The 19,851-nt window shown below is 60.4% G+C and carries 20 protein-coding genes; 19 read left to right on the plus strand and 1 reads right to left on the minus strand.

Annotated features, from left to right (window positions below):
- The first annotated feature begins 27 nt into the window (after positions 1-27).
- The 16 genes from BUR99_RS19820 (at position 28) to BUR99_RS02800 (ending at position 14,096) form a co-directional block, all read left to right on the plus strand.
- A complete protein-coding gene (locus tag BUR99_RS19820; RefSeq protein ID WP_143231379.1) occupies positions 28-252 on the plus strand; it encodes a hypothetical protein in 225 nt (74 codons plus the stop codon).
- On the plus strand, positions 236-1,354 hold the full coding sequence (locus BUR99_RS02735) for a hypothetical protein (RefSeq protein ID WP_074258810.1): 1,119 nt from the start codon (positions 236-238) through the stop codon (positions 1,352-1,354). The genes BUR99_RS19820 and BUR99_RS02735 overlap by 17 nt, the downstream gene beginning before the upstream one ends.
- 84 nt (positions 1,355-1,438) lie before the next feature.
- Positions 1,439-1,666, plus strand: coding sequence for a DUF7455 domain-containing protein (locus BUR99_RS20710; RefSeq protein ID WP_455423298.1), 228 nt, complete (start codon positions 1,439-1,441; stop codon positions 1,664-1,666).
- A gap of 1,021 nt (positions 1,667-2,687) precedes the next feature.
- On the plus strand, positions 2,688-2,954 hold the full coding sequence (locus tag BUR99_RS02740) for a hypothetical protein (RefSeq protein WP_074258811.1): 267 nt from the start codon (positions 2,688-2,690) through the stop codon (positions 2,952-2,954).
- A 20-nt stretch (positions 2,955-2,974) separates the two neighbouring features.
- Entirely contained in the window at positions 2,975-3,469 is a 495-nt protein-coding gene (locus BUR99_RS02745) for a hypothetical protein (protein ID WP_074258812.1), read from the plus strand.
- 1,822 nt (positions 3,470-5,291) lie between these two features.
- Positions 5,292-5,507 (plus strand): hypothetical protein, encoded by a 216-nt coding sequence (locus tag BUR99_RS20375; RefSeq protein WP_200802653.1) that lies wholly within the window; start codon positions 5,292-5,294, stop codon positions 5,505-5,507.
- A complete protein-coding gene (locus BUR99_RS02760) occupies positions 5,500-7,200 on the plus strand; it encodes a hypothetical protein (RefSeq protein ID WP_200802654.1) in 1,701 nt (566 codons plus the stop codon). The genes BUR99_RS20375 and BUR99_RS02760 overlap by 8 nt, the downstream gene beginning before the upstream one ends.
- A gap of 20 nt (positions 7,201-7,220) precedes the next feature.
- On the plus strand, positions 7,221-8,717 hold the full coding sequence (locus BUR99_RS02765; protein WP_074258814.1) for a phage portal protein: 1,497 nt from the start codon (positions 7,221-7,223) through the stop codon (positions 8,715-8,717).
- 220 nt (positions 8,718-8,937) lie between these two features.
- A complete protein-coding gene (locus BUR99_RS02770; RefSeq protein ID WP_143231381.1) occupies positions 8,938-9,534 on the plus strand; it encodes a hypothetical protein in 597 nt (198 codons plus the stop codon).
- Positions 9,535-9,598: 64 nt separating this feature from the next.
- Positions 9,599-10,207 carry a hypothetical protein gene (locus BUR99_RS02775; RefSeq protein ID WP_074258816.1) on the plus strand — a complete coding sequence of 203 codons (609 nt, stop codon included), beginning with the start codon at positions 9,599-9,601 and terminating at the stop codon, positions 10,205-10,207.
- 15 nt (positions 10,208-10,222) lie between these two features.
- Positions 10,223-11,038 carry a hypothetical protein gene (locus BUR99_RS02780; RefSeq protein ID WP_143231383.1) on the plus strand — a complete coding sequence of 272 codons (816 nt, stop codon included), beginning with the start codon at positions 10,223-10,225 and terminating at the stop codon, positions 11,036-11,038.
- A 9-nt stretch (positions 11,039-11,047) separates the two neighbouring features.
- Positions 11,048-11,608 carry a hypothetical protein gene (locus BUR99_RS02785; RefSeq protein ID WP_074258818.1) on the plus strand — a complete coding sequence of 187 codons (561 nt, stop codon included), beginning with the start codon at positions 11,048-11,050 and terminating at the stop codon, positions 11,606-11,608.
- Entirely contained in the window at positions 11,605-12,000 is a 396-nt protein-coding gene (locus BUR99_RS19825; protein WP_143231385.1) for a DUF6093 family protein, read from the plus strand. The genes BUR99_RS02785 and BUR99_RS19825 overlap by 4 nt, the downstream gene beginning before the upstream one ends.
- 174 nt (positions 12,001-12,174) lie before the next feature.
- Complete coding sequence (locus BUR99_RS02790) at positions 12,175-12,576, plus strand: hypothetical protein (RefSeq protein ID WP_143231387.1); 402 nt, start codon at positions 12,175-12,177, stop codon at positions 12,574-12,576.
- Between the two features lie 527 nt (positions 12,577-13,103).
- Entirely contained in the window at positions 13,104-13,610 is a 507-nt protein-coding gene (locus tag BUR99_RS02795) for a phage tail tube protein (protein WP_074258820.1), read from the plus strand.
- Between the two features lie 72 nt (positions 13,611-13,682).
- The gene (locus tag BUR99_RS02800; RefSeq protein ID WP_143231389.1) at positions 13,683-14,096 is read left to right on the plus strand and encodes a hypothetical protein; all 414 of its coding nucleotides are present in this window, start codon (positions 13,683-13,685) and stop codon (positions 14,094-14,096) included.
- A gap of 351 nt (positions 14,097-14,447) precedes the next feature.
- On the opposite strand, the gene BUR99_RS02805 is transcribed toward BUR99_RS02800, so the two are convergent.
- Positions 14,448-14,810: a hypothetical protein gene (locus BUR99_RS02805; protein ID WP_074258822.1), complete on the minus strand. Its 363-nt coding sequence runs from the start codon at positions 14,808-14,810 to the stop codon at positions 14,448-14,450.
- A 65-nt stretch (positions 14,811-14,875) separates the two neighbouring features.
- On the opposite strand from BUR99_RS02805, the gene BUR99_RS02810 reads away from it, so the two are divergent.
- From BUR99_RS02810 to BUR99_RS02820, 3 genes are read left to right on the plus strand one after another with little or no spacing between them, the layout of a single operon-like run.
- Positions 14,876-17,608 carry a phage tail tape measure protein gene (locus BUR99_RS02810; RefSeq protein WP_074258823.1) on the plus strand — a complete coding sequence of 911 codons (2,733 nt, stop codon included), beginning with the start codon at positions 14,876-14,878 and terminating at the stop codon, positions 17,606-17,608.
- 26 nt (positions 17,609-17,634) lie between these two features.
- The gene (locus BUR99_RS02815; protein WP_143231391.1) at positions 17,635-18,459 is read left to right on the plus strand and encodes a hypothetical protein; all 825 of its coding nucleotides are present in this window, start codon (positions 17,635-17,637) and stop codon (positions 18,457-18,459) included.
- 11 nt (positions 18,460-18,470) lie between these two features.
- A complete protein-coding gene (locus tag BUR99_RS02820; RefSeq protein WP_143231393.1) occupies positions 18,471-19,847 on the plus strand; it encodes a hypothetical protein in 1,377 nt (458 codons plus the stop codon).
- Positions 19,848-19,851: the final 4 nt, after the last annotated feature.

Raw genomic sequence — 19,851 nt, forward strand, 5'->3', positions numbered from 1 at the left:
TCATGACAGCCCTTAGGAGGGCACACCATGAGCCTCGCAGCTCGTTTGCAGGAAGCACAAGACACCCGTAAGCCACTGTTCGACTCATGGGTGCTGACACTTGACGACGAAGACCTGAAAGCGTTGGCCACAGCAGCAGCCAACCCTCGAGTCAACAGTCGCAACCTTGCGGCGCTGATCCGTGCGGAAGGCGTCCGCGTGGGCGTCGAATCGCTCGATGCTTGGAGAAGGTCGAATGGGTACCCTGGCTGACCGTTTGACGCAACCGACCGCGAAAGAGTCGGAGTACCGCCCCAAGACTGAGTTCGATGGTCGTTCTGGTTTCATCCAGACTGGCCCGCTCGAGACGGCACCGAAGTCGCACACTGAGATCCTGGAACTGTTCGGGTATGACCCGACTGAGGTTCGGATTGTTGGTGCCCCGCGTGTGTCGAAGTGGCAGACGTACGATGAGCGTTGGTTGTCGTCGTTCCGGTTCAATCTTGAGCCGGTGCACGACTCGCGTGTTGATGACCTGTTCGCACTGATCCGGAAGCACAAGGCTCACAAGCCTGTCGGTGTCGGGTCATCGGTGTTCAACTTTCAGAGCGGCGACCAGCAACTCGGAAAGTCAGACAACGGTGGGTCCGACGCGATTGTCGAACGGTTCCTAGAGTCCGTCGATGGTGCGGTAGCCGAGTACAAGGCGCTTCGTAAGCGTCGCAACATCGGCTCGATCAACCTCATGTTCCCGGGCGACTGCTTGGAAGGCAACGTTAGTCAGGGTGGCCGCAACATGTGGCGCACTGACTTGACGATCACCGAGCAGATGCGCGTGTTTCGCCGTCTCCTCATGGATGCGGTCAAGGCGTTTGCCCCGCTCACGGACGAACTGTTCCTGCGGGTTGTGAACGGCAACCATGATGAGGCACAGCGCTTCCAGAACACGCGACCGGATGATGGTCATGCTACTGAGCAGGCGATCGCGGTTTCGGATGCATTGAAGCTGAACCCTGCCGCCTATGGTCACGTGACTGTCGAGGTTCCCCCGCTTGATCAGGGGCACATGACTGTTGCTGCTGGTGACTCGATCTTCACGATTGCTCACGGGCATCAGTGGCGCAAGGGTCAGGGGATGAACTGGTGGGCTGGTCACACGTTCAACGGGGGTAACCCTGGTGCGGCGAACATCCTCGCTCACGGTCACACTCACGCTTTCGAGTTGGAGACGACCGGCAACCGTGTTCGTATTTGCGGCGCAACGTATGAGGGTGCTTCGAATTGGTACAAGGAGGGCACGGGCGGCACGGCTAAGCGTGGCGGTCTCGTGTATACGACGAATGCGGGCGAGTTCTCGGATTTGAGTCTCGTGTGACCGACACCCGTTGCGGCCTCCTACCTACCCTGTTTCTGCCGTTCCTCGTCTGTTGGGGGTTGCTGATGTGTGTTTGGCGTGGTCGTGGTAACCGGTGAGCCGTCGTCGCGAATTCTGACGCACGCCGATCGGTGTGATGTTCGTGGTTGTGGTGCTCGTGCGTTTGCGCGTGGCCTGTTTTCGGAGCTTCGTGAGGAGCAGAAGACGGCTGCGGTTGACATGTGCGGGCACCACTTTCTCACGGCTCCTGCTTCGTTTCGGGAGCAGGCGTATCACGTCATTGATGAGACCGACCGAATCCTGGAGGACTGACCGTGGCTGAGGCGTATCGCATGCCGAACGATTGCATCGAATGTGAGCACGGCGGCTGGGGACATGTCTGCGGTGGTTGCGGAACCTTCCTTGGTCACGAAATGGGCGAGTGCGGCGACCTGACGTGCGTTCGCTACGAGGAGGCCGAACGTGTCTGAGAGGCAATCCGGGGCATGCATCCTCTATTTCCACGACGAGTGCGAGGGTCACACGCGATTCGACAAGGCACCGTGCGACTGCAAGTGCCATGCAGAGTGATGCGTAATTGGCGTCCATCGGTCACGCGTAGGTACATCGATTTTCTGTTCAACCGTGAGGAGACGGTCGTGACTGAACCGGAGTCCGAGCAGACTCGCCGTACGACGCAGATGATCCTTGACCGGATGTTCGATGAGGGTGATTGGCAGTTGCCGCCGTCTGATGAGTCAAAGGTCGGTCAAGACTGATGAACCACACGACGACTGATCCCGTTTGCGTGTTTCATCGACCGCCGCACGGGTGGTTGGCGCAACGGCGTTTCGACCGTGCGCGCGGGAATGCGTGTCGGGTCTGTTTGCCCGCGAGCGACGAACTGACAGACTAAAGACTGGTCGTAAGTCCGGGCCTATAGGGGCGCTAACCACGTCTCTCGGATTAGCCCGGTAGCTACAGGATGCTATGCCCCTGAAAGGGGGAGCGGTTCGAATCCGCAACGATCACCAAACGTTGGAGACGACGATGACTGCTGCGCCCGATCACAAATGTCCCGAGTGCGGCAAGTTCGCTGCACGGTTCTCGCCTGTGTACTCACCCTCCGCGTTCGCCGCTATGGGCGGGCCGGATCATTTCGCGTGTGACCGTTGCGTTCAGGCCGACTCATGCAAATCGTGACTCCTGAGTCTCATCCGCATGGTGTCCGTTGTGGTGTGTGCCGGCAGGTCATTGATTACTGGAACGTGTACATGACCGCGTTGGACTCAATGACCGGTGATGGTGTCGCGGTTGAGACCATTCGCTGCATCGACTGCACCTAGGAGGCGGCATGTCACTTGAGACGAAAACCGCCCTTGACGCAGCTATCGACGCACACTTCGCCGACGAAACCGATGGCGCACTCGTGAGCGGATACATCCTGCAACTCTTCGGATCATCCTTCGATGACCTCGACCAAGGGCAGGTCAGCGTCCTCCGCGAAGTAGCTGAGGGGCAGAACTTCATCACCTCGCTTGGTATCGCTGACTACATCTCCCAAACCATCCGGCACACGGTAACGGAAACGGTGTACTTCGGAGACGACGAAGACGACTAACTGAATACGCGGGGGTTCCGATGCTCACAGGTCAGGTCGCTGTCATCGGGAACCGCGGCTGGTTCGGACGTGCTGTGCAAGTCGTCACCCGGTCGGCATGGAACCACAACGTGGTCGCGATCAACGAGCTTGAGTGCGTGTCGGCAGAACCAGGCGGCGCAATCATCCGCCCCATCAGCTATTACAACACTGACACTGTTGCATGGTCACAGTTCGACCTCACCCCGGAGCAACGCGACCGCATCAGCATGTGGGCGTTCAACCACTTGGGTACTGAGTACGACCACCTCGGGTTCGTGGCCATTGCGGTGACGAAGATTCTTGGCCCGTTCGCACCCCGCTGGTTGCTGAGGTACATCGGCACACGCGACCGCCTCATTTGCTCATACCTGTGTGATCTCGCGTTGCAGGCGGGCGGCATTCACGTGTTCAAAGACCACCGCCCTCGAGGCTGTGTGACACCGGGCAGCTTCGGGAAAATGTTCGTCTTGAGAGGGTGGGCAGACAAGCCATGAACGACTTGCTCAACGAACTTGAAGAGGCCGTCGAAGAGTTGGTAGCTGCAACCATCCGTCTCGCATGGGCACCAGACGTACACGGTGACACAGGCGACACGTTGACTGTTGAAGCAGCAGCCGACCGACTTGAACAACGGCTAGGGGAATGACTACCAATGTTCACGTGTGAATACCCCAACTGCGGTGCCGAATACACGTCAGCCTTCGCAGCAGGGGAGTGCGAGGAGCAAGACCGTAGAGAAGACCGCAATACGCGGGGGTGGGCGAAGCGGTACGACTTCCACCGTAAGGACTAGCGCATGCGTGTCTGCTCGCAGGCTGGATGCCCTACCCTCTACGACACACCCCACTCACGCTGCCCCACCCACCGTGCAATTGCCGACAGGGCTAGGGGCACAGCAACAGACAGAGGCTACGCCTCACGTGGGCACAAGAACTTCCGCAACCAAACCTTGACGCGTGACCCCATCTGCACCCTGTGTGGTGTACGTGAGAGCACAGTCGCAGACCACTACCCGATCAGCCGGCGCGACCTCATCGAGTTCAGCATGGACCCCAACGACCCCGCCCACGGGCGCGGACTTTGCAAGCCATGCCATGACAGCTCCACCGCCGAGAACCAGCCAGGAGGCTGGAACACCCCGAACTGAACACAAAGGAACCGCGGACTAATTACCCGCGCAGGAAGCCCCGACCACTCCCTTGGTCGGGGCTTCCGCATTTAAGGGAGCACGCTATGCGCGTATGCAACATGGATGACTGTGACCGTAAGCACGTGGCCCGAGGGCTGTGTGGCACGCACTACAACCAGACGTTCTGCCCCGACCGACACCGCAAGGTAGAGGTAGCGTGCGACGGATGCGGTAAGGCAGTAGCCAAGGAAGCATCACGCAGCAACAGGTATGCCAACGTCTTCTGCACTTACGCATGCAGGGACGCACACACGCACGCCGAAGTCAGGGCCTCTAAGCAGAGGGTGGCGGTCTACCGCGCCCCCTCCCGGCTAGGGCGCATGCTCGCCGCTGCTACCCCGCATGTGACCTCAACGCACGCTTGGACTGCTGGTACCTGCAAGGAATGCAGTGCCCCCTTCGTGGACAACCAACCCATGACCCGCTTCTGCGGCAAGGTGTGCGCCAGGGTGTGGCACCGCAGGGACTGGAAGCGGCGCACCAACCGCATCGTTGATCCTGCTGTACGCGCACTGGTGTACGCGCGTGATGCAGGTATCTGTCAGCTCTGCTTCGAGGTAGTGGACATGGATGCCCACTACCTACACCCACACGCACCCACTGTTGACCACATCATGTGTCAATCGTGGACAAGCGAACCAGACCACGGCGTCAACAACCTTCGTCTTGCGCATCGCATCTGCAACGCAGCGAGAGGCGACGAGGGTCATGGTTTCCGCAGGTGGGCAGCGGCCTCATAGGGTGGGCAGGGACCCCCTAGGGGTATAGGGCAAAACACCGCCGGTGAGGTGGCTCGATGGTGCGGCGGGTTCAAACATTTCGAAGGACCTCCGCAATGGGGGCCTTTTCCTATGTCCGCGCAATGCGGGTGGAGGTTGATTATGCGTGGTGGTGCTCGTAATAGGTCTGGGCCGGCTGCTGATCCTCGATCGGGGCGGTCTGATCGTCGTGGGTTTTCGTTTACTGCTTTGCCTGCTGAGGGTTACACGGGCGATGTTCCTGCGTTTCCGATTCCGGATGCTTTCGGTCGGCTGCTGGATGTTTGGGCTGACTTGTGGTCGACACCGCAGGCTGCCGCGTGGGCGGTCCAGCCGTGGCGGTGGCCGCATGTTGCGGATCTGGCTCGAATGATGGTGCTTTCGGAGGATCCGAAGGCGCAGGTCGGGATTTGGACGCATATTCGGCAGGCTCGAGCGGATCTTGGGTTGACGCCGGCTGGTTTGAAGGAAAACGGCTGGGCGATTGCTGTTGATGAGGTTTCAGAGCGCCGCGATGCGGCTGATGATGCACCTGTTGGGGAGGTTCCGCAGCAGCGTCGGTTGAGGGCGGTTTCCGGTGACTGAATACGTGGTGGATTTCCCCACGATGGGTGATCTGGCCGACAAGTGGCTTGAGGTTCACGCACGTGTTCCGAATGGCTTCATGAAGGGTCGCCCGTTCACTCAGTCAGATTGGCAGTTTTGGTGCACGGCGAACTTCTACCGTGTGCGCGTAGGCGCTGAGTTCGTCCATCCTGACGATGCGACAGATGAGAACCCGGTGCTGTTGAACCAGGCGTTCGTTTATCGGCGCGCTCAGGTTGTTGCGCCGCAGAAGACCGGTAAGGGTCCGTGGACTGCTGCGATTGTGGCGCTCGAGGCCGTTGGGCCTTCTGTGTTCGCTGGGTGGGCTGAGGGTGGCGAGGTTTACCGGTGCAGTGATTTCGGTTGCCCGTGTGGGTGGGGCGAGAAGTCGCACCGCGTACCTGCGTTCGTCTACCAGGATGGCGAGCCGATGGGCATGCGTCATCCGTCGCCGTTGATCCAGTTGACGGCGAACTCTGAGGAGCAGGTCAAGAACGTCTATCGCCCGTTGTCGGCGATGATCCGTCAGGGGCCGCTCTCGGAGCTGCTTTTGATCCGTGAGGGCTTTATCCGCATTGTGGGTGAGTCTGGCGATGATGAGGCTGACCGTATCGACGTCGTGTCGTCTTCGGCACGTTCGCGTCTTGGTAACCCGATTTCGTTTGCGGTTCAGGATGAGTCGGGCACGTACACGACGACGAACAAGATGGTCGAGGTTGCGGAGACGCAGCGTCGTTCTGCTGCCGGTATGGGTGGGCGTTCGTTGGAGACGACGAATGCATGGAACCCGGTCGAGAATTCGACGGCTCAACGCACGTTTGAGGCGAAGTCGGATGACGTGTTCAAGTTCTTCCGTCAGCCTCCTGCTCACCTGTCGTACAAGAACAAGCGTGAGCGGCGACAGATTCATGAGCACGTCTACAAGGGGTCGCCGTGGGTAGATCTGAACTCGATCGAGGCAGAAGCGGCTGAGCTGATGCAGTCCGATGCTGCGCAAGCGGAGCGGTTCTTTGGGAACCGTCTCGTTGCTGGTGATGGGCAGTGGATGGACATGCCGAAGTGGGCGACGAAGGCGGCGAAGCGGGACCTCCCGTTCGGGGCGAAAGTCTGCCTCGGTTTCGATGGTTCGGATAACGACGACTTCACGGGCATCCGTCTCGAGACGTTGGACTACTACCAGTTCACCCCCACCTATGGCGCGGCCAATCGGCGGACCCTTTGGGAGCCGAAGGCTTGGGGTGGGCGCATCCCGAAGGATGAAGTGCGCGCCGCGGTCGAGGAGATTTGCGCGAAGTACAACGTCGTTCGCGCCTACTTGGACCCGCAGTTCTGGGAGACCGAGATTGACGAGTGGGCGTCGAAGTATGGCGACAAGGTGTTCGTCAAATGGCCGACGAACCGGATCACGTCGATGTGGGCCTCCTTGGAGCGATTCCAGGGAGACGTCTACGACAAGGACGCCCGGTTCCGTCACGACGACGACGACCAAGTCAAGATCCATGTCGCGAACGCGGTCATCCGTGCACGCGGCTTGGACCCGGCCACCGAGAAGCGACGCTACTTCCTCGGGAAGCTGACTGACCACCAGAAGTTCGACTACGCGATGTCATCTGTGCTGGCCCATGAGGCCGTCTGCGATGCGATTGCTGGTGGTGCGCTCGAGGAAGAACCAGACGAGTACGTGTATTTCTAATTGACCTAATTGGAGGCTCAATGAGTGCGACCGATGCTCTCCAAATGGTGAACCGTTTGTATGCCCGTCTGAATGGACGCCGGCCGGACTTTGATGAGCGTGAACGGTATTACGAGGGCGATCAGCCTTTGACGTTTGCGACTGAGGAGTGGAAGAAGGCGAACGCCGCCCGCTATGTGGGGTTCTCTGACAACTGGTCGCGTCCGGTGGTTGATGCTGAGGCTGAGCGTCTTCGGTATACGGGTGTGAAGTTGGATGAGTCGAAGTATGGGGATGCTGCGAAGAAGCTTCACGAGCAGTGGCTTCTGAATGAGATGGACATGCAGTCTTCTCAGGGGTTTGTTGCTTCGTTGACGACTTCGCGGTCGTACGTGATTGTGTGGGCTGATCCGTTCACTCAGCAGCCGACGATTTCGTGGGAGCACGGCGCTGACGTTGAGATCGAATACGACTGGGCGGATGGTCGTCGTCGTGTGGCTGCGTTGAAGACGTGGGCTGACTCTGGTGTCGAGTACGCGACCTTGTACACGCCGCAGTGGGTGTGGAAGTTTCAGCGGAACCGTTCGACGTCGCAGATGCAGGAGGCGTCGCAGCCTGACCAGGCGCGGGTGCGTCATGCGGGGTCGACTGGTGGTTGGGTTGCCCGTGAGGTTATGGGTGAGCAGTGGCCGTTGGCGAATCCGCTTGGCCTTGTGCCGGTTGTGGAGTTCGCCAACCGTCCGACGTTGAAGGGTGACCCGATCTCTGAGATTCAGGGTGTCATTCCGATGCAGAACGCGATCAACCTGTTGTGGGCGTACCTGTTCCTTGCTGCTGATTATGCGTCGATGCCGGCGCGGGTTGTGTTGCATCAGGGGCCACCGAAGATGCCTGTTCTTGATGCCGAGGGTAAGAAGATCGGCGAGAAGGATGTTGACATCAAGGATCTTGCTGAGAAGCGGCTCCTGTACTTGTCGGGTGCTGACACGACGATTGATTCGTGGGAGGCTGCACGGCTCGACGTGTTCACGGGTGTGATTGAGAAGGCTGTCGGGCATATTGCGGCTCAGACGCGCACCCCTCCGACCTATTTGGTTTCGACGGCTGGCATGTCGAATGTGAACGGTGAGGGGTTGAAGGCTTCCGAGATCGGTCTTGTGAAGAAGTCCCTCGAGTTCCAGTCGTTCGCTTCGCCGGCTATCCGTGAGGTGTACCGGCTTGTGGCCCTGGTCCTCGGGGATCAGTCGTTGGCGCAGGCTGCACGGTTGGCGACGATCACGTGGGCGAACCCGGAGATTCGTTCGGAAGCTCAGTTGGCTGATGCGTTGCTCAAGAAGCGGAACCTTGGTTACCCGCTCGAGTACCTGATGGAGATTGACGGGTTGGACCCGTCTGACATCGAACGTGTGCTTGCCATGCGGGAAAAGGAACTGGAAGACCCGCAGATTGCAGCGGCGATGAGGGGGCTTGATGATTCCCCAGGCAGCTCAGGAGCAGTATCGGGTTCAGCAGCGGATAGCGGGGGCGACGGCAGCTAGCGTAGGCAAGCTGTGGCGGACACTCGGGGATGATTTCTCGAACGATTGGGTGTTCGCCCGCCCTCGCGTTCTGGCTGTGGTGCAGCAGGGCCGTGATGCGGCTGTTCGTCGGGCTGTCCCGTATACGCCGGATGTGTTGGCGGAGACGGGGCAGGTTGCGCGGCCCGTGGGCGAGTTGAACCCGGAAAGGTTCACGGCTGCCGCCCCGGATGGTCGGTCGATGGGTTCGCTGCTCGACGAGTCGGTCATTGCGACGAAGGTGGCGATCCGAGACGGCGCGACTGTCGATGAGGCGTTGCGCTCTGGCGGTTCTCATCTGATTCGTGACGTGTTGACGGTGCTTGCGGATACGCGCCGGCAGGTCTTCGGGGCGGACATCACGCAGCGTCCCGCTATCGGCGGGTATGCGCGCATGTTGAATGCGCCGTCGTGCTCGAGGTGTGTGTTGTTGGCGGGGCGTTGGTATCGCTGGAACCAGGGGTTTCAGCGGCATCCGCGCTGCGATTGCATGCACATTCCGTCTGCCGAGAACCGTGCCGGCGACTTCCGCACCGACCCTAAGGCGTACTTCGATTCGCTGTCTGCCGGTGAGCAGGATCGGGTGTTCACGAAGAACGGTGCGCAGGCGATCCGAGACGGTGCGGACATGAGTCGGGTTGAGAACGCCCGGTTGCGTGGTCTCAGCACTGAGACTTCGCATCGGAAGTTCGGCACCCCTTACCGGTTGACGGTGGATGACATTTACAGGGCGGCGGGTACGCGTGATGACGCGATCCGTTTGCTGCTGATGGAGGGCTACATTCGCCCTTCTCTTTGACTTCCCGCTCCTCGCGGGAGATTACCGCCGCGCAATGCGGCACCAACCCACTAGGAGCAATTCCATGTCGGAAGAAATTGTCGACGCTGTCGACACTGAACTCGTTGAGGCCCCCGCTGAGGTTGAGGCACCCATTGAGGGTGCTGAGGCGCTTGGTGATCCGGGTAAGAAGGCTCTCGACACGATGAAGGCGGAGCGCAAGGCTGCGACCGATCGTGCGAAGGCTGCTGAGGCTGAGAGGGATGCGCTCAAGGCGCAGCTCGAGGGCCGTGAGGCTGAACACGCGAAGGAGCAGGAGCGTCAGGCGGCGAAGGATGAGGCGTTGGCTGCGGCTAACAAGCGCATCCTGTCCGCTGAACTTCGTGCTGCCGCTAAGGGGAAGCTTGCTGACCCTACTGACGCGGGTCTCTATATCGATCTCAATGAGTTTGAAGTGTCGGATGACGGTGACGTCAATTCCGACTCGTTGCGTGAAGCGATCGACGACTTGCTGGCTCGTAAGCCGCACCTCGCCGCTGACACCCGCCTTTTCAGCGGTGCTGCGGATCAGGGTGCGAAGGGCACGAGCGGGCCGTCGCAGTTGCGCGAAGCGGATCTCGATTCCATGTCTGTCGCTGAGATCAACCAGGCGCGCCGTGATGGGCGTCTCAACAAAATCCTCGGCATTTCCTGAAAGGAGTAGCCACACATGGCTATTACCAACTACATCCCTACGATCTGGCACGCAAGCCTCCTCGAGAACTTGCACCAGAACACGTTCGTCATCCCGACGCTGAACCGCGACTACGAGGGCGACATTGTCAACGGTGGTGAAGCGGTGAAGATCACCGGTTTCACTCAGCCGACGATCGGCACCTACGCGGGTTCGATCACCCGTCAGGCGCTCACCGACTCGAGCCAGACGCTCAACATTGACCAGAAGCGTTACTACGCTTACCTCGTCGATGACGTGAACAAGGTGCAGGCTGCCGGGTCGTTCGACGCTTTCCAGCGTGACGCGGCTGCTGGTCTGGCTGATGTCGCTGAGGACTTCGTTCTCACCGGCATGATCTCGGGTGGCACTTCGGCTGGCACCACGGCGGTCACGAACCTTGCGACTGCTGATGCGGCTGTCGTGAAGATCCGTACCGCTCTTGTGAAGGCGAAGGTGCCGTCGAGTGACCGCTACCTCGCCGTGAACCCGGAAGCTGCTGCGTTCCTCATGGACGCTGGCGGGTCGCTGTTCAAGGCGAACGAGTCCGCGTCGGATGAGACCATCCGCAACGGTGTCATTGGTCGTTACCGCGGCTTCACCGTCATTGAGTCGCCGTCTGCGTCGCTCGTGAACACCAACAAGCCGGTCTTCATCGGCTACTGGGGTCGTGCGGTTGGCTTCGTGCAGCAGCTCGTCAAGCAGCGCGCAAACGTCGCGCTCGACGCGTTCGGTGACCAGATCGACGGCCTGCACGTCTACGGTGCCAAGGTGCTTCGCACCACCGCCGTTCAGACGTACGTCAGCCTCTAAGGAGTAACGGTGGACGCATTCGCAACGTATCAAGATCTTGAGGCCCGGTTGAACCGGGTCTTTTCTGTTGAAGAGCAGGATTGGATCACGACGCTGTTGGAGGATGCGTCCACCTATCTTCGTGAGGATGTCATTGGTTTTCAGGTCTTCCCGCAGTCGACGGTCACGTTTGATGCGTGGCCGTCGAACGGGGAGGTTGTGTTGCCGCAGCAGCCGGCTCAGTCCGTTGGGGCTGTGACAGTTGGGGTGACTCCGATCTCGTTTGTCCTGCGTGACGGTTCCGTATTCGTGGATACGCGCGATGAGGTGACTGTCACGTTCACGTACGGCTATGCGGCTGCCCCTGAGGGGTTGAAGCGGTGGGCGTGCGTGTTGGTGTCGCAGGCGTTGGTGCCGCTCGAGTTGAACCTTGGTTTGACGGTCGGCGGGCTGTCTTCCGTTGCGCTCGACGATTTCAAGGCTGCGTTTGCTGATGGCGGCGAGGGCACTGGCATGAGCCTGTCTGACCGGAACATTGCGTTGATTCGTCGGCAGTATTCGTCTGACGTGCATGTTGGGGGGATGCGGTGAGCATTCTCTCTGGTGCGCTGGCGTGGGGGCGTTCGTTGGCTGAGGTCCGCATGTCGGATCAGGTGCGTGTCTTTCGTCGCGTTCTGGGTCCGATTGGCGCGGATGGCAATCCGACCGTGACTGACACGGACGTGTATGTCGGCAAGTGTCGTCTGGTGCTTCGTTCGTCTGTGGTGCGTGATGTTGATGCGCAGTCGCAGTTGCTGGGTGTTCAGCAGCCTGAGTTGCATTTGCCGGTTGCGGGTTCGTCTGGTGTGAGGAACGCGGATCGTTTTGTGCTTCTTGAGTCGGAGGGTGATCCGTCTCTTGTGGGGTTGTCGGGTGTTGTGGCGGGCATGTTTCCGCATACGGGTTCGACGGCCAGACGGTTGCCGGTGGAGGTTGCGTCATGACGTATGCAGAGGGCGGTTTCAACCCTGCGAAGGATGGTCGGCGATTCAGGATCGATACGAGAGTCGCTCCGGAGTGGGTGGCGTACTTCTCTGGTCGGGCTGCAATCGACTGGGCGGAACGCAATCGAGCGACCGCGGAAGAGGCATATCGCCGCTTGCGTGACGGGGGCGACGATGGCTGACGGTCTCAGCTTCGATTTCTCGGAGATCAACACGCTCACTGCCGACCTTCTCGCTGCGCCGGCTAAGACGTTGCCGAAGATCCGGCAGGCGCTCGAGGTGTCCGCCCGTCATGTGAAGGACGATTGGCGTGACGCGTGGAAGGGTTCCGGGCATGTTCCGGGCGGTGCTGCGTCGATCAGCTACGACATCATGGGCTTCGCGAACGCGTACGTGGGTGCGTCTGCAATGTCGGCTGACATTGGGCCGTCGTTGCGTGGGCAGGGTCCGATCGTGGGCATGCTCGAGTACGGCACTCCGAACACTGGCCCGCGCGGGTTTGGTGCTGAGGCTCTGCATAAGAACGAAGCGGATTTCGTGAAGGGCATTGAGCTGGCGACGGAGGACATCCTGTGAGCGCAGAAGCACATCACGACGCCCTCGTTGCTCGTTTGAAGGCGCACCAGTATTTGTCGGATGCGGTGTTCGAGGTTGGGTCTGTCCCGCCGAACACTCCGTTGCTCCGGTATGTGGTTGTGGCGTCGTCTCTTGGTGATCGTGAGCAGGTTCGTTTCACGGCTGGGAAGACATCGTTGACGACGAGTCATGTTCTGTATTGCGTCGGTTCGACCTCAGCTTCGGCTCGGAAGGTCGGGTCTTGGGTTGAGGCTCAGATGCTCGACTACAACCTGACGATCTCTGGGCGTTCTGTGCGCCGGCCCGACCCGTGGACTTCTCGTCCTATCCAGGTTGATAAGGATGGCCCGATTGTGTGGCCGTTTGCGACGATCTCGTTTGATATCACGTCCGAACCTGCCTAGCCCGTCCTACACCTCTTGAGAACCCCGCCTTGTGCGGGGTTTTCGCATTTAAGCGACCCGCCAACCCGGTGGGTAACCCGGTCCTGCGGGTTCTCCGACAGGACTCAATAGAAGGAGAATCCTATGGCGTTGGAAACTACTCCGACCTCGTCCCAGTCCGATGGCAAATGGCGGATCTGGTCCGTCCCGATCGGGAGCAACGCGCTTAGCGTTGCGATCCTTAACGGTGCGACCGCGAAGTCCCTCACGTACGGCCTCACGGCTGATGGTTTCGACCACCAGACCACGCAGGCGACCGTTGAGGACAAGCGTCTCACGCTGGTCCAGGACTTGTCCGCGCCTGGTCGCGTCACGGAGACGGTGAACCTCAAGGTCGTGTCATCGACGACTTCCGACTCGGCTGACCAGGTGCTGTCGGCGCTGGCTGTCAGCGGCGCGCTGATTCAGCTCACGGTTCGTCGCGCGGTGGACAACGCGACGATCGCGACGGTTGCTCAGGTCGTGGATGTTCTCACGGGCCGTGTTGGTGTGCGTCGTGCTGATGCGCCGGTTGAGAACGGTGTTGACACGGCTCAGTACCAGTTCTTCCCGTCTTCGCCGACTCAGCGCCAAGCAGTGCTCGTCGCGTAATTAGACCGCCGGGCGGGTTGCCCCATCGACCCGCCCGGCTTCACTTTTCCTGATGGGGGATGGATGGGGATCATGAGTTTTCTGGAAGACCTTGCTGCTGCGCATGAGAAGCCGAAGCCGAAGTCTGAGCCGGTGTCGGTGATGTTGAACGGCACGCACTACGAGTTGGTGTTTGAGCGCGCAGACGGTGACGTGTGGGCTGAATGCGTGTCCCGTCACCCGGCTCGAGAAGAGTCGAAGATTGATCTTCGGTATGGATACAACTTCAACGAGGTCGTGTTGGAGATTGCACCGAAAACGGGCCGCCTCGTGGACGGCACCGGCATTGGCGCTGACGCGTGGACGGTTCTTATTCCGACGCTGTCGGGTGCCGAGATTGGCCGTGTCACTGACGCGATTTGGGCACTCAATGAGTGGAACCCGGCTCAGGAGATTGAACGGGCAAAAAAAGCCTCCAAGGCCGGTTCGAAGAGGAAGTCCAGCTAGCTCGCGAGCTGGGTGTTTCTGTTTCGCGCCTGTTGGGGCGTGAACCGGTCGAACGCCACGAGCATTACGACGCGGACGGGGTTCTGACGGGTGTGACGGTGGTATCACGTGATGCGGAGTTCACTCGGGAGGACGTGACGCGTCTACTGGCTTCGCGACGCCTCGAACGCGAGATGGGTCCGCACGGCATCCCAATGTCAGAAGCGTTGGACCCGGCTAACCAGTTCGCTTTCGAAGCACCCGAGAAGCCGCAAATCGACTGGGCGGAGAAGACCGCACAGGACCAGGCGGAGCGTTACTACAAAACGCGTCCCAAGGGTGAGTCTCGCAACGGTCACAGGTGGGGGCGGGTTACCCGTAGGTCAGGGTAGCTTCGATCGGCTCTGTGGGTTGTCCGTCTTTGAACGTGACCATGCAGAGGACTCCGGCGCTGCGGTCTTTGCCGTCTTCGCGGTACCAGAGGTCGCCGGTTGTTGCCCACAGGACGTCGGCTTCTGGGTCGTCGGGTAGCGGGTTGTCGATGAGTTCTTTCATCGCGTCGGACATGTTCGATGTCTCGAGCTTGCTGGTGTTGACCTCTTCCGCGCCGGTCGGGAGCTGGGCGACCGCGTCGTCGATGCATCCCTTGTGGGCTGTCGCACCGTCACCTCCGCCTGCGCATCCGGCGAGTAGGAGGGTGGCGGCGATTGCCGCGCCCGCGAGTGCTTTCTTCATGACCGAACCGTACCGCCTTGGGGCGGGTTTTTTGTAGGGGCTGCCCCTGAACTGGAGGTACGGCGATGGTCGATCGTGTAACGAAGGTCACTCTTACTGCGCAGGCTGCTCAGTACATCAATGAGATGCAGAAGGCGGCGAAGGCCACTACTGAGACTGCGAATGCTGCTCAGAAGTTGCAGCAGCAGGAGAAGACGTTCAACGCGATCGGTAAGGCCGCGATGGCGGTCGGAACTGTTGCCGCGGTGGGTGTTGGTTTGGCTGTGTCGAAGTTCGCTGAGTTCGACAAGGCGATGTCTGGCGTTCAGGCGGCTACGCATGAGTCGACGGAGAGCATGTCGGCTTTGCGTGATGCTGCGCTCGAGGCTGGCGCTTCGACGGTGTTCACTGCTTCGGAGTCTGCCCGTGCGATTGAGGAGCTGGCGAAGGCTGGCGTTTCGACCGCGGACATTCTTGGCGGCGGGTTGAAGGGTTCTCTGGATCTTGCCGCTGCGGGCGAGCTTGAGGTTGGTGCTGCGGCTGAGATTGCCGCGTCGGCTCTCACCCAGTTCAACCTTGCGGGTTCGGATGTGCCGCATGTCGCGGATGTTCTCGCTGCCGGTGCGGGTAAGGCGCAGGGTTCCGTGGAGGACATGTCTGCTGCGCTGAACCAGGCGGGTGGCGTCGCAGCGGGTATGGGCATCTCCCTTGAGGAGACTGTCGGTTCGTTGTCGTTGTTCGCTTCGGCCGGCTATGTGGGGTCGGATGCGGGTACGTCGTTCCGGCAGATGTTGTTGCGCTTGTCGAACCCGACCGATGAAGCCAAGCAGGTCATGGATGAGCTTGGCATCAGCGTGTATGACGCTTCGGGTCAGTTCGTTGGCATGCAGAGTGTTGCGGGTCAGCTCCAGAACCAGATGTCGACGATGTCGGCGGAGACTCGTGACGCAGCGTTGGCCACGATCTTCGGTGCGGATGCGATTCGTACTGCGCGCGTGCTGTACACGTCTGGTGCTGAGGGTGTCGCGTCGTGGACTTCGAAGGTTGATGACTCGGGGTATGCGGCGGAGACTGCTGCGCTGCGGATGGACAACCTTGCTGGTGATGTGGAGAAGCTTGGTGGTGCGTTCGATACGGCACTGATCAAGTCGGGTGCTGCGGCGAATGATGCGTTGCGTGGTTTGACGCAGGGTGTCACTGCGATGGTCGATGGTTTCGCGTCTGCCCCTCAGGGAGTGCAGGGGGCTGCGCTTGCGATCGGGGCTGTGACTGCTGCTGTTGGGCTTGCGGGCGGGGCGTTCTTGTTGGCGGTTCCGAAGATTGCTGCGTTCAGGGCCGCGTTGGCGACCATGTCGCCGGCTACTCAGCGGGCCGCGACGGTGCTTGGCGCGGTTGGTAAGGCTGCCGGGTTCCTCGCGACCCTGGGTGTTGCGGTGTCAATTCTGGACAAGCTTGCGGTGTCGGGTGACCGTGCTGCGATCAGTCTCGGCAAAGTGACCGAAGCGTTGAACGATGGTGACTTGGATGCGACGTTCGCGACCATGACGGGCAGTGTGAAGGACTTCTCTGAGGCTCTCGAGCTGGTCGAGGGTTCTGGCTTCGATGCCCAGATGGAACGTATGGGCGAAGCGCTGGGTGGGAATATCGGCATTACGGGTGTTGTGACTGAGGCGCGTGCCGGGTTCACGAAGATGGGTGAGTCTCTCGCGCAGATGGTGAACGAGGGCAAGGGCACTCAGGCGGCACAGATCTTCGCGGAGATTGCCCGTAAGGCCGATGAGCAGGGCATCTCTTTGGCGAAGGTTGAAGCGTTGATGCCGGCGTACACGGATGCGATTGCTGTTGCGTCTGGTGCGCAGGAGGAGGCTTCGGTTTCGTCGGCTGCGATGTCCGAGGGCATCGAGGGTGTGGAGTCTGCTGCTGATTCTGCGAAGGATTCTGTCGAGTCGTTGGCGGATACGATCCGTGGTTTCGGTGACTCACAGTTGAGCGTCAATGAAGCGAACCGTGCGGTCGAGGAGTCGTTGGATTCGTTCACCGAATCTGTCGCAGCGAACGGGCAGACGCTTGACGTTACGACCGAGGCCGGACGCGCTAACTCCGCCGCACTTGACGGTATTGCGCAGTCGTACATTGAGGCTGCTGCCGCAACGGTGGAGAACACCGGCAAGCAGTCGGATGCCATCCCGGTGATTGAGGCGGGCCGTCAGGCCGTCGTCGATGCGGGTATCGCGGCGGGCTTGTCGCAGGAAGCTGCGGAGAAGTACGCGGATTCGCTGGGACTCATTCCGGCTGATGTGCAGACGCAGGTGACGTTGCAGTCTCAGGCTGCGATGGATGCTGCGCTGCGGTTTGCGCAGGTTCTTCGGGATATGCCGAGTTCCAAGACGGTGTACCTGTACACCGAGGAACAGAGGGTTCTGTCGGGTGCGCCACGAGGGCAGATCGGTGCCGCCTACAAAGATGGCGGGATGATTCCGCACCTGTCGGGCGGTTCGCCGACGTGGTGGCGTGACGGTGTCGTGCAGGGTCCAGGTGGCCCTCGCGATGACCGTGTGGCTGCGATGTTGTCACCTGGCGAGTTCGTCGTGAACGCCGCGCAGACGGCACGGTATAGCCGCGAGCTACACGACATGAACGCAGGCACCTACGGGGGCGCAGGGGGCGTCGACATGTCGCCTGTTGTGCGTCAGTTGCAGCGTGTCGATCAGACGTTGCGTGAGGTTCGCGACCGTACCGGCACACCCGTTCCGGTGGGTGCCGTGCAGGCAGCGACGGGTTCGACGAGCGTGTTCAACACGAGAAATGGGCGGATCTGACCATGTGGTTTGGTACTCGAGCGTTCATGCAGGAGATCGTTGACCCGCAGTTCAACCCTGACTACTCCCGAGACGGTTGGTCGCAAGACAGCCGGTACCTGTCGGGTCGGGTCGGTTTGGCGTCGTCAGCGAACGGACACCAGGAGTACTTCTTCGACTGGGGTGTGTTGTCGCGCGAGCAGGTGCGTCAGATCACTGACTACGCGGATGGTGTGTACGGGAAGGTCGGTGGCCGTCCGGGGGAGTCGTTGCTGTACTGGGTTGACCCAGTGGCGGCGGATCAGAATGTGTTGCCGCAATCGTGGGCTACGCCTTCGCTTGGCGGGTATGACGCTGTCCCGTTTGCTGGTGATGACCGTCCTGTGTTGTCGGCCAACACGAATCTGACGCAGGGGTACCCGGTTGAGAAGGCGACGTACACGTTGGCTGCGGACACGGTTCTGCGGTCTGTGTTTGTGCCTATCCCTCCGGGGCATTCCGCATGGGTCGGTGTTCACGGTGATGCTGGCGCACAGGACCGGGTCAAGGTCACCCCGTTCACCGGGTCAACGGCAGGGACGGTGGTGCATCCGACGATCCTGTCGGTGTCGACGACTACGCGTGTGAACACTGAGATCACCGGCACGGGTCTCGAGCTGTCGCTGGACAAGACGACCCCTGGCACGTGCCCGTTGGTGGGGATGATCGTTCAGATTCTCCCTACCGGTTCGACGCCGACGACTGGAGGGTTCATTTCTGGTCAGGGTCATGCGGGCTGCCGGTTCGACGGGTATCCGTCTCGTGTCCCGTATATCGCTGCCGGGGATGACTCAATGATTCAGGTGTCGGCGAAACTCGTGGAGGTCGGTTGATGGGTGTCCACGTGAAGATCGACGGTGTTGCGGAGTGGGATGTCGCCGGCTTGCAGTTGACGGAGGATGCGACCCCTGTTGACCCGTCGAGTTCGTTCGGCGGTGCGGGGGATTTTTCGTTCTCGATTCCGGCGAACGTGGATGCGAAGCTCATCGTCGGTCTGCCGGTTGAGGTTGTCGACACTGTGTTGGGGGTCACGCGTGGCGTGATTGCCGCTGTCGGCATGGTTGGTGATGACGTTCGCGCACAGTGCACGACTCGTCTGGTGCCGCTGGTTGCTGACCGGAACGCTGCTTTGCATGTGGGGACGGTCGAGTCGTATCTGACTTACGTTTTCGGCTTGTGTGATGTGACGACGGGTGTTGTGTTCGACCCGTCGATCGCGGACATTGAAGTGACCGCTGTCGGGTGGTCGGGGAATGTTTGGTTGCAGGTGAAGCAGTTCTGCATTGCGTACCAGGTTGAGGTTGCCGTTGTGGGGACTGACATTGTGGTGCGTCCTCTGCGGGGGCAGCGTGCGTCGAGGGTTGACGAGTCGGCGTTCGAGTGGGGCATGGATGGCACCGGTCGTTCGCAGACGGTTGAGTCCTGGTATTACGAGACCACACCGGTTACGGATGCCGTACTCGTGGGGCGGACGGCGAACGTCATCTCAAGTTTGGGTGCGGGCGAGGTGTACGAGTTTCAGGTCGACTTGGATTGTTCGTTGTCGTCGGTTGAGCAGCCTGTCGCAATGGATTCGGTTGCGTATTCGGAGGCGTCGGCTTCGGTGTATTCGGTGCGTGACCGGTTGGATAACCCGGTTGATGCGTCGTATTGGGTGAAGCAGGGCGGCAGCGTTTCAGTGTCGATTGCGGATGACACGCGGTCGATCACGGTGAAGGTCACTGGTTGTTTGGATGCGACGCTGGCCCCGTACCGGCTGGTCGGGACTCGGGTAGTGCACGGTCAGGATGTCGAGTATTCGACGTTGCGTGTGCTCGGGTCTGGGTTGGCGTTCAAACGGAAGCTGTATTCGATGCCGGCGTGTGTGGATGGTTCCGCGACGGTCGAGGTCGGGTGTGAGGTTGACAACGACTTCATCACCTCGTGGGCGCACGCTCATTCGTTGTTGCTGTGGGCTGCTGTGAGGTACGGGTCGCCGCAGATTCGGGTGTCAGGGCAGGCCGTGTTGGGTGCTGGTGCTGGTGCTCGTATCCTCGACGACTTCACCGAGTATCGGGTGCGGACAGTGAGCCGTGGCCCGTCCGGGGAGGCGTCGTATGAAGCGGAGTGGGACACCACCCTCGGCGATTTGGATGCGGTGTGGGGTGAGCAGAACATCGGCGAGTTCAACGACGCTCATTCGACGATCGGTCCATACAACGTTCGACCTTTGACTACTTAGGGGG

This window comes from Agromyces cerinus subsp. cerinus, assembly GCF_900142065.1.
Lineage (GTDB): Bacteria > Actinomycetota > Actinomycetes > Actinomycetales > Microbacteriaceae > Agromyces > Agromyces cerinus.

Bases quoted from the DNA above. Each gene is read 5' to 3' on its own strand.
- BUR99_RS19820 (WP_143231379.1), top strand. From the start codon at position 28: ATGAGCCTCGCAGCTCGTTTGCAGGAAGCACAAGACACCCGTAAGCCA.
- BUR99_RS02735 (WP_074258810.1), top strand. From the start codon at position 236: ATGGGTACCCTGGCTGACCGTTTGACGCAACCGACCGCGAAAGAGTCG.
- BUR99_RS02740 (WP_074258811.1), top strand. From the start codon at position 2,688: ATGTCACTTGAGACGAAAACCGCCCTTGACGCAGCTATCGACGCACAC.
- BUR99_RS02745 (WP_074258812.1), top strand. From the start codon at position 2,975: ATGCTCACAGGTCAGGTCGCTGTCATCGGGAACCGCGGCTGGTTCGGA.
- BUR99_RS20375 (WP_200802653.1), top strand. From the start codon at position 5,292: ATGATGGTGCTTTCGGAGGATCCGAAGGCGCAGGTCGGGATTTGGACG.
- BUR99_RS02765 (WP_074258814.1), top strand. From the start codon at position 7,221: ATGAGTGCGACCGATGCTCTCCAAATGGTGAACCGTTTGTATGCCCGT.
- BUR99_RS02770 (WP_143231381.1), top strand. From the start codon at position 8,938: ATGGGTTCGCTGCTCGACGAGTCGGTCATTGCGACGAAGGTGGCGATC.
- BUR99_RS02775 (WP_074258816.1), top strand. From the start codon at position 9,599: ATGTCGGAAGAAATTGTCGACGCTGTCGACACTGAACTCGTTGAGGCC.
- BUR99_RS02780 (WP_143231383.1), top strand. From the start codon at position 10,223: ATGGCTATTACCAACTACATCCCTACGATCTGGCACGCAAGCCTCCTC.
- BUR99_RS02790 (WP_143231387.1), top strand. From the start codon at position 12,175: ATGGCTGACGGTCTCAGCTTCGATTTCTCGGAGATCAACACGCTCACT.
- BUR99_RS02795 (WP_074258820.1), top strand. From the start codon at position 13,104: ATGGCGTTGGAAACTACTCCGACCTCGTCCCAGTCCGATGGCAAATGG.
- BUR99_RS02800 (WP_143231389.1), top strand. From the start codon at position 13,683: ATGAGTTTTCTGGAAGACCTTGCTGCTGCGCATGAGAAGCCGAAGCCG.
- BUR99_RS02805 (WP_074258822.1), bottom strand. From the start codon at position 14,810: ATGAAGAAAGCACTCGCGGGCGCGGCAATCGCCGCCACCCTCCTACTC.
- BUR99_RS02810 (WP_074258823.1), top strand. From the start codon at position 14,876: ATGGTCGATCGTGTAACGAAGGTCACTCTTACTGCGCAGGCTGCTCAG.
- BUR99_RS02815 (WP_143231391.1), top strand. From the start codon at position 17,635: ATGCAGGAGATCGTTGACCCGCAGTTCAACCCTGACTACTCCCGAGAC.